We start from the raw sequence: 8,544 nt of genomic DNA, 5'->3' as shown, positions 1-8,544 counted from the left end.
ATATATATTCATTGATTGTATAAAAGTAATAAATTGCTATTAATTGCATTTTCTAAGTCCTTAATAAACCCACGTACGACTTAACATTATTCTTTATATGTTTACATAATATGATTATTATAATCTTTTATCCTTGAAATTAAACATGATTTAAAATTTTAAACAACTGTTATAGTCATTAAATCTAATCAACCTTATAAAAATTATAGGATTTAGCAGCGTTTTCATGCTGTGAAAAACTGATTGTTATCGTTAAAAAGTTTTGCTAAGATGTGATTGTAGTGTTCCACATAGCTATTCTACTCTTTATAAATTCTTCGTGAGTAATACGTTATTCCTTTTTCAGGCAATATCGACCCAAGATAATGCTGTCAGCCATCATAATACTTAGTTCGTTCCCACAGGATTACTCATGGTCAGCTAAGCATGCCTTGATGGCTCAATTAATATAAATCATTCAAACCTACTTACATGATGAATTCAGAATAGTTATGTGTTTTGAACACTGCACACCATTGGTCAGCCAAGTCGCTGCCCATATAAAAGCCGCTTATTATCAGATGTCTCGTCCAAGATGTCGTCCAATAATAAGCGGTTCTTTTTATTTTTTAACCTTTGATCTCAACCAATTCATCAATTGGAAGATCATATATTTTGGTTTGTTGATTGGCTTGTAAAAGTCACCAATTAACTCTTCAATTTGTACGTTAAAGCCACGCTTAAAGCGATATACACCGTAATCTTCACCATCTTCAGTGAAATCTCCTGATAAGCCGTAGAAGTTATAACGTTCATAACCATGCTCAAAACAATAGTTAATCATGTGCCAATGCATAGCGTATGGGCCCATAAAGTGATTGAATTTTTCACTTGAACCGCCTGAGAAATAGTTAATTTCATAAGCGTTTGCAAAGAAAATACCTGATGCAAGATTTAATATCGGACCATCAGTCTTTCTAAGTTCGCTTGCTTTTAACATTTCCTGTTGATCATGGGCAATTTGCTTATCTAACTCTGCAATTTTTTTCAATTGCTTATCAGATTTATTCTCATTTGCCATCATTTGATCACGTCTTGTTTCTTTATCATTCAAACCTTCTTGTAATGTGGCTAAATATTGATCTAAATCAATATACGCAAGCGGTACAATCGCTTTATCGCCATAATGATCAAAGAAACTCTTAAGATATTCATCTGTCTTTGATGCAAAACCTGTACGTGCTTCCGTTTCACGATACAATGTTAAAAACTGATCAAAATCTTGTGCATCTAAATAGCGAACTTGAACGCCGAAATTAGCTGCTTTATTAACATTACGCTTACGTTGACTGTCAAAATTCTTCTTAATCGTTTGTGGTGTTTGATCTTTTAAGTTTAGGACACCCATCCATCGAACTTGGCTCAATGAATCGTATTTTGTCGTAAAGCCGTGGTGTACGTAACCATGTGATTTCAACATTTGAATGAGTTGGTCGCCCAATTGATTGTCGCCAATTTGATTAATGTCTTTATCATAAAGGCTGTACATCCAGTATGGATCGAGTTTAACGTATAGACATTGATTTTTTGACAAATAAGCGTCTAATGACTTCAAATAAAAATCTACCAAGCCGAGGTCGCTATAATCCATAACAGGACCACGATTAGAGTAATATACGTAACTTCCCATTGTCGGTATTTTTGAAAATAAACTTGCTGCAATGACCTGATTGTTTTCATCTTTAACACCTAATAACACCACTTGAAAGCCATCTTCTTCACGTAGCACGATGTTTTCTTTCACCTGAAAATAATGACTTTCTAAAGAAGGATCTTGAACAAACTGATCAAATTCCTCAACTGTTAACTCTGTGAATTTCATACCGATAATTCCCTTCTCTCTTCTACTATAACTTTTGCTTTAACTGTTTTAACTTTGTATATAAGGCATAGGCTGGCTTATTAATCGGTTTAATAAAGTCTCCAATGTATTCAATGACATCTGCATTATACCCTTTTTTGAACTTAATGACACCTGCATCCTCTGCATTTTCTGTGAAATCACCACTAATACCATAAAAATTGTATCGGTTAATTTGATGATCGATTGCATAATTGATCATTTCCCATTGCACGGCATAACTTCCTGCAAAATGACGAAATTCATTCGCCGTACCACCTGCATAGTATACGACTTCAAATGGATTAATAATAAAGAATCCGGCAGATATAGGCAGTTCATTACCATGTTTTTCCTGTAACGTACGTGCTTCTGCTATTTTTGCTTGGTTGGCCTCTAATTGTTTTTCAAGATTTTGCTTTTTATTCAGTGCTTTTTGATTTTCTGGACGTTTTTCAATATCTTTCTCTGCTTTGTGAATCTCTTTTTGATATTGTTGTTCTTCTACTTCAAGCTCTGCTATATACTCATTAAAATCAATATATGCCAATGGAACGAGCACGCGGTCTTTATAATGTTTCATACGATTGTAGTAAAAGTCATCTGCACGATCTTCAAAATCTTTCGTTTCTGATGTATCTTCCATAAATGCTCTGAAAATCGGCAATTCTTTTTCGTCTAAAAATCTAATTTTGACACCATTTTTTTGAACTTTTTTCGTATTTCGTTTACGCAGACTATCCATATCTTTCAAGACATCTTTGGCTGTTTTGTCTGTTAAGTCCAATACTGAGTGATGACGGATTTGTCGAACACTATCAAAACCGGTCGTAAATCCTTCATGTTGGTAGCCAAGTGTTGCGAATTTCTCAAAAATCCAATCCATCTTGTAATCTTCTAATATCTCGCCGTCATGATTACGTTTGTAGATTGGTAAATATGGATCGACTCTTAAATACAAGGCACCATGTGCTTTCACATACTTCGACAGTTCATTGAAAAAGAAATGAACAAGTTGCGGATTGTCATAGTCCATGACAGGGCCTCTGTTTGAATAAAAGTATTTGAAGACCTTCATCACAGGCGTTGCCGTTAATAAACATGCCGCTAAAACTTCATTGTTTTTATCTTTAATTCCTACAAGATGCGTTTCCACACCTTCTGCTACTTTCAACTCATAATTGCTCGTCATTTGTGTGAAATGACTGTATGACATCTTCTCTGTAAATTGTTCAAATTCTGCTGTTGTTAAGTTTGTAAACTTCATATAAATACTCCTAATTTCTCTATTCAATATTCATTTTCAGCTATAAATTGCTCATCATTATTTTATTTTTAATAAGCCGAGGCTGTGACATAATAAATTTAGCCACCGGGAAACCGATAAACGGGATCCCAACCTCCTTTTGATTTTCACTATCAAACGTATAGCTACTTCCCTTTCATTCCTGCAATACAAGCAGTATGATTTACTACTTCAATTGCACAACTAACCAACCTATATTTTAACGTATCATAAGCAATTTAGCCAACAACACGCTAATAATTCTACGGTATTCCTGTAATAGCTCTTAAGATAACCCTTACATTATCAAAATCTTATTTATTTCGTCCATAGTCATTGCATTATGGCGCTTTAAAATGTTAAAATGTCTGAAAATTAATTTAATTCAAATGAGGTGAGTCAGCTAATGACAGAGATTTTCTTTGTAGGCTTAGGGCTTATTGGCGGAAGTCTAGCAAGTAACTTAAAAAACACATATTCCGAGATCGTTGTCAGTGCGTATGATGCTGATCCAAAGCAATTAGAACGTGCGCAATCAATCGGAATTATTGATAAAGCGATTAATGATTTTTCAGAAGGTGTTGCGCAAGCTGATATTATTGTATTTGCGACACCCGTTCAAACGACTGTGTCATACTTAGAAACATTACCTACGCTCAAAACAAAACCAGGACTTATTGTCACAGATACAGGTAGTACTAAGTCCACAATCCAAGCACATGAAAAGAAACTATTACAACACGATATTCACTTAATTGGTGGACATCCCATGGCTGGCAGTCATAAATCTGGTGTGTTAAATGCCAAGGCACATTTATTTGAAAATGCGTACTATATTCTCGTTCATGATTTACCTGAGAATGAGGCCGCACATGCACGTATTGCGCAATTGCTTGAATCCACGCGTGCTAAGCTGCTTAAGATGACAGCCGAGTCTCACGACTATGTCGTTGGTATCGTTAGCCACGCACCGCATCTCATTGCATCGAGCTTAGTGTCGCTAAATGCACATTATGCACCACAAGCGCCACTCGTTCAAGAACTTGCTGCGGGTGGTTTCCGAGATATTACACGTATCGCAAGCAGTAATCCAGAAATGTGGCGTGATATTTCTCTTGAAAATAAACATCATATTTTGACGATTATGAAGCAATTCCAATCACAACTTACCGATGTGATCGAAACGCTTGAATCAGAAAACAAATCTGCATTGTACGACTTTTTTGCTGACAATAAAGCGTATCGTGATGCACTTCCTATTAGAGGTCAAGGTGCATTAACAAGCACATATGATCTATATGTCGACATTCCGGATAAAACAGGTAGTATTTCACAAATCACCGATATTTTAAGTTCACATAATATATCTATTCGCAACTTAAGAATTCTAGAATTGCGTGAAGATATTTACGGCGCATTACGTGTTAGCTTTAAAAATGCTGACGACCGAGAACGTGGTCGCAAAGCATTACAAGACTTCGACACGTATATCGAATAGCCAACTACATTTTGTGCCCTGCCATTAAACCGAGTCTGCCATGTTTTGTCGCAGCTGATGTATAAGAGACCGCTTTGGAAACGATGCCTTTGCCGTATTTTCGGTGTAAGGCATCTATTGTTTTTGCCAAGCGAATTTCTCGTTCTTGTTGTATAGGATCGACAAATAAATTCAACTGCTGTGCTTGCTCAGGCATGAGGTTCGTAACAGACACACTCAATGTGCGATACCATTCACTCTTATCGCAATCCTTATCAGCAAGGCGCTTAATTTCATGTATGATACGCCGCTCTAGATTGGTCCCTTCTTGTAACGTATACTGTTTGGAAACACCACCGCCCTCCTTATAACCGAATGAATAATGAATCGTTCGTGCCAACAAGCCTTTCTCTCTCAAACGACTTGCAACGTCTTCTACAAGCTCCTGCATCACTACAAGTGCTTCATCATAGCGATAATCACGCATCAGAATTTGACTTTTGCAAATAGACGGCGTTCGTGTCACATACTGCTCGTTCACGCGACTTTCATCAATACCATTGGCATGTAGATGCAATTCTGTCCCGATAATACCTAAATCCTTTTTCAATTGCGCATGCGGATACTTGGCAAGTTGACCAATACTGAATATGCCGTAACGGTTGAGTCTTCTAGCTGTACGACGGCTAATACCCCAAAATTTTTCTAACGGTGTAATCGGCCACAGTTTGCTAGGGACATCTTGATAACGCCATTCAGCCATCAATGTTGCATTTGATTTCGCCTCATTGTCTAAGGCAACTTTACTCAGCAACATATTTGAACCGATACCGATTGCACATTGAATCCCAGTTTCTGTATGAATTTCTTTAATTAATCGTTGGCAAAAAACACGCAAGTTGGGTGCGAAAAGATGATAACTCTGCGTCACATCCATAAAAAATTCATCAATACTGTACTGATGTAAATCTTCAGCCGGTACATATCTTAATGCGATTTGTGAAATTTGTAAGGAGACATCTAAATATCTACGCATACTTGGATTAATAATGTAAATATCATTGCGCTGTGGTATTTCAAATAAACGTGAGCCGGTTTTAATGCCTAGCTTTTTAAGCGCTGGTGTTGCCGCAAGTACTACAGCCCCTTGCTTCTTTGTATCTGCCACAACAGCCAATTTAGTGGTCATCGGATCTAACCCTTTATCAATGCATGCAACGCTCGCGAAAAAACTCTTTTGATCAATACATAATATGTCCCTATCTTCTAACAAATGATAATCATACATTTCTATCACCTATTCATTATTGTCTATTACAAGGGTAGCGAACATACGTTCTATTTTCAAGTAAAAAATTTTTGTCTTTCAACAAAAAAATGGACAGAGCGTTGGACAACGGAATCTTTTTAAAAATGAGATTCCTGCCTATGCCCCGTCCATGTTAACGATTAACGCACATATGGAATTTCTGCTTCCACTTCTTCATCAATACCTAAATCGATAAACACATGTGTATTTAAATAAATGCGACTCGTATCATTTTTAAAGCTAAGTGCTTCTGGTTTAAAATCAAACATAATCTTTTTCTGTTCTTTGACATCAAGCGTAAACGTCTCATCAATCACAAACGTGTCGAGTTCATTCGTCAAGTGTGTAAACTCGCTTGTCTCGTCCGTGTTTTTATATTTTTCGAGTAATTTCAGCTCAATATGCGTCACTTTTTGATCGCTTAAGCCTGCTTTTAATTTGACATACCCTGTAATCGTATCATCTACCTTATATGATTGTTGATCAAGATGTACAACCACTTTCATGCCGTCAATTCCTAATGATGTTAAGATGTTGTCGAAACCCATGTAAAATATCCTCCCATGACTCTTTTTCTAATCTCTCTCTATCATACGTGTTTCGTATAAATATACGCAACCCATAACTAAAAATGTTATAATGTGAGTGATCATCAACAAGAGAGGAGCGAATTATATGCCAATCGTTACAGTTAAATTATTAGAAGGTCGTACAGACGATCAACTGAAAAACTTAGTTAAAGAAGTGACTGATGCTGTTGAAAAAACAACTAACGCACAACGCGATGCGATTTCTGTTGTTGTAGAAGAAATGAAACCAACACATTACGGTCTTGGTGGTACGCGCAAATCAGACCAATAAAGGCCGAACAGCCACAAAAGCTATAACCTAAGTAATGCAAATAAGCCATTACATCGACAGCGAATTGTCATGTAATGGCTTATTTATTTTTATTCTTCATTCAAGAATTGCTGAATGCGCTTTTTATTTTCTTTTTTATCAATTCCAAGTGCTGCGCCACCATCATTCGTTACTATGTCCTCATAACTTCCTTTAACTGGTACGCTCAATGTTTTGATGTTTTTGTCACCACGTAAAATAAAGCTGAGCCCTGTTTGATAAATAGCGGAATCGGGCATATCCGTACTCACATAGCCGCGCATAATGCCTGCTAATTTAGGTGCTTTCACAATAGAAGATGGCTCTGTCAATTGTTGTTTCAGCGCTGACATCACTTGTTGTTGACGACGTACACGACCGAAGTCACCTTCTTCATCGTTACGGAATCTTGCATAACCTAGTAATTCTTTACCATTCAAGCGATAGTGTCCTTTTTTCAAAGATACCCCGATTTTTTCCGACATATCTTTTTCAACATCGATAGGTATCCCATCCGGTTCAAGCTCATCAATCATCGCTTCGAAACCTTTAAAATCTAAGGTCGCATAATATTCCGGTTCAATGCCCAAATTTTCTTTTAATGTTTTGCGCATCAATTCAGCGCCACCTAGCGAATATGCCGCATTAATCTTATAGCTGTTATAGCCTGGAATATCCGCATAAATATCACGCATAACAGAGATGATTTTCATGTCTTTCTTAATGTAGTCATATTGCGCGACCATAATAGAGTCCGTGCGCGATACACCACCATCTTCCAAGTCTGTCCCTAAAATAAGTACCGTTGCTTTACCGTCATTTTTGGAGACACCATTAAATTTATGTATCTTAGGTTCTTGATTATGTGTTTTTGCGACTTCCAAACCTTGATGATAACTTCTCACACTATAAATGACTGGTAATACAATCAATAGAATAATTGCTAAAATAATAAATGGTAATTTGCGTAAACGTCTCTTTTTAGTACGCTTCAACTTTGGCTCTGATACATTTGCGTTTCTACGTTTAATTTTATTTTCCATTATCTCTCAACCTTATATCTTCAAAATTCGGTATCTATGTACTATAATAAACACATATTAACGGTATATAAATTCATTTTAAAAAGCAAGTAAAAACTGTACAATCATGAAAAATAATGCACTAGGAAGGGTGTTTAAATGAATATAAATACAGCTTATTTTGCTGGTGGCTGCTTTTGGTGTATGACGAAACCATTTGATCAGTACGAAGGTATCGAGAAAGTCACTTCAGGTTATATGGGCGGACACGTAAGTAACCCTACTTATGAACAAGTTAAAACTGGAGAAACTGGACACTATGAAGTTGTCAAAATCGAATATGATGTGGCTCTTTTTTCCTACCAAAAGCTGTTAGAAATTTTCTTTTCTGTCATTGACCCAACCGATGCAGATGGACAGTTTCAAGATCGTGGTACACAATACCGCACAGCTATCTTCTATACCAATGAAGATCAGAAAGAAGTGGCAGAAGCACATATCGAGCAGTTAAAAGATACATTCGATCACGACAAAGCCATTGCGACAAAAGTGTTACCTGTTTCCGATTTTTACGAAGCGGAAGCATACCATCAAGATTTTTACAAAAAACAACCTGAACGCTATGCGCAAGAACAAGCAGACCGTGCCGCCTATGCACAAGCACACAATCTTAAAAAGTAAAATAAATGGGGC

At 36.7% G+C, this 8,544-nt stretch carries 8 protein-coding genes; 3 read left to right on the top strand and 5 right to left on the bottom strand.

The genetic code is table 11. From position 1 onward, the window contains the following. Positions 1-601: 601 nt before the first annotated feature. Together CD122_RS06615 and CD122_RS06610 are read right to left on the bottom strand one after the other, a co-directional pair. Positions 602-1,861 (bottom strand): aminoacyltransferase, encoded by a 1,260-nt coding sequence (locus CD122_RS06615; protein WP_103358207.1) that lies wholly within the window; start codon positions 1,859-1,861, stop codon positions 602-604. Positions 1,862-1,886: 25 nt separating this feature from the next. Then, a complete protein-coding gene (locus tag CD122_RS06610) occupies positions 1,887-3,146 on the bottom strand; it encodes an aminoacyltransferase (RefSeq protein ID WP_103358206.1) in 1,260 nt (419 codons plus the stop codon). 424 nt (positions 3,147-3,570) lie between these two features. Between CD122_RS06610 and CD122_RS06605 the strand changes: the two genes are divergently transcribed. After that, the gene (locus CD122_RS06605) at positions 3,571-4,662 is read left to right on the top strand and encodes a prephenate dehydrogenase (protein WP_103358205.1); all 1,092 of its coding nucleotides are present in this window, start codon (positions 3,571-3,573) and stop codon (positions 4,660-4,662) included. Between the two features lie 4 nt (positions 4,663-4,666). Here the strand turns inward: CD122_RS06605 and CD122_RS06600 are convergent, their stop codons facing one another. Together CD122_RS06600 and CD122_RS06595 are read right to left on the bottom strand one after the other, a co-directional pair. Beyond that, a complete protein-coding gene (locus CD122_RS06600; RefSeq protein ID WP_103358204.1) occupies positions 4,667-5,929 on the bottom strand; it encodes a Y-family DNA polymerase in 1,263 nt (420 codons plus the stop codon). A gap of 161 nt (positions 5,930-6,090) precedes the next feature. Continuing rightward, positions 6,091-6,498 carry a sporulation protein gene (locus tag CD122_RS06595; RefSeq protein ID WP_103358203.1) on the bottom strand — a complete coding sequence of 136 codons (408 nt, stop codon included), beginning with the start codon at positions 6,496-6,498 and terminating at the stop codon, positions 6,091-6,093. Between the two features lie 127 nt (positions 6,499-6,625). Here CD122_RS06595 and CD122_RS06590 point away from each other — a divergent pair, with 127 nt between their 5' ends. After that, on the top strand, positions 6,626-6,811 hold the full coding sequence (locus CD122_RS06590; RefSeq protein WP_103358202.1) for a 2-hydroxymuconate tautomerase: 186 nt from the start codon (positions 6,626-6,628) through the stop codon (positions 6,809-6,811). Between the two features lie 89 nt (positions 6,812-6,900). On the opposite strand, the gene CD122_RS06585 is transcribed toward CD122_RS06590, so the two are convergent. Beyond that, positions 6,901-7,872: an LCP family protein gene (locus CD122_RS06585; protein ID WP_103358201.1), complete on the bottom strand. Its 972-nt coding sequence runs from the start codon at positions 7,870-7,872 to the stop codon at positions 6,901-6,903. A 138-nt stretch (positions 7,873-8,010) separates the two neighbouring features. Here CD122_RS06585 and msrA point away from each other — a divergent pair, with 138 nt between their 5' ends. Next, positions 8,011-8,532 carry a peptide-methionine (S)-S-oxide reductase MsrA gene (msrA, locus tag CD122_RS06580; protein ID WP_103358200.1) on the top strand — a complete coding sequence of 174 codons (522 nt, stop codon included), beginning with the start codon at positions 8,011-8,013 and terminating at the stop codon, positions 8,530-8,532. Positions 8,533-8,544 lie beyond the last annotated feature (12 nt).

Origin of the sequence: Staphylococcus rostri, assembly GCF_002902145.1 — a bacterium.
GTDB classification, from domain to species: Bacteria; Bacillota; Bacilli; order Staphylococcales; family Staphylococcaceae; genus Staphylococcus; species Staphylococcus rostri.
Note: the sequence above shows the minus strand (reverse complement) of the source record. Positions and strands in the feature narration are given on the sequence as shown.

Bases quoted from the DNA above. Each gene is read 5' to 3' on its own strand.
- CD122_RS06605 (WP_103358205.1), top strand. From the start codon at position 3,571: ATGACAGAGATTTTCTTTGTAGGCTTAGGGCTTATTGGCGGAAGTCTA.
- CD122_RS06585 (WP_103358201.1), bottom strand. From the start codon at position 7,872: ATGGAAAATAAAATTAAACGTAGAAACGCAAATGTATCAGAGCCAAAG.
- CD122_RS06615 (WP_103358207.1), bottom strand. From the start codon at position 1,861: ATGAAATTCACAGAGTTAACAGTTGAGGAATTTGATCAGTTTGTTCAA.
- CD122_RS06590 (WP_103358202.1), top strand. From the start codon at position 6,626: ATGCCAATCGTTACAGTTAAATTATTAGAAGGTCGTACAGACGATCAA.
- CD122_RS06610 (WP_103358206.1), bottom strand. From the start codon at position 3,146: ATGAAGTTTACAAACTTAACAACAGCAGAATTTGAACAATTTACAGAG.
- CD122_RS06595 (WP_103358203.1), bottom strand. From the start codon at position 6,498: ATGGGTTTCGACAACATCTTAACATCATTAGGAATTGACGGCATGAAA.
- CD122_RS06600 (WP_103358204.1), bottom strand. From the start codon at position 5,929: ATGTATGATTATCATTTGTTAGAAGATAGGGACATATTATGTATTGAT.
- msrA (WP_103358200.1), top strand. From the start codon at position 8,011: ATGAATATAAATACAGCTTATTTTGCTGGTGGCTGCTTTTGGTGTATG.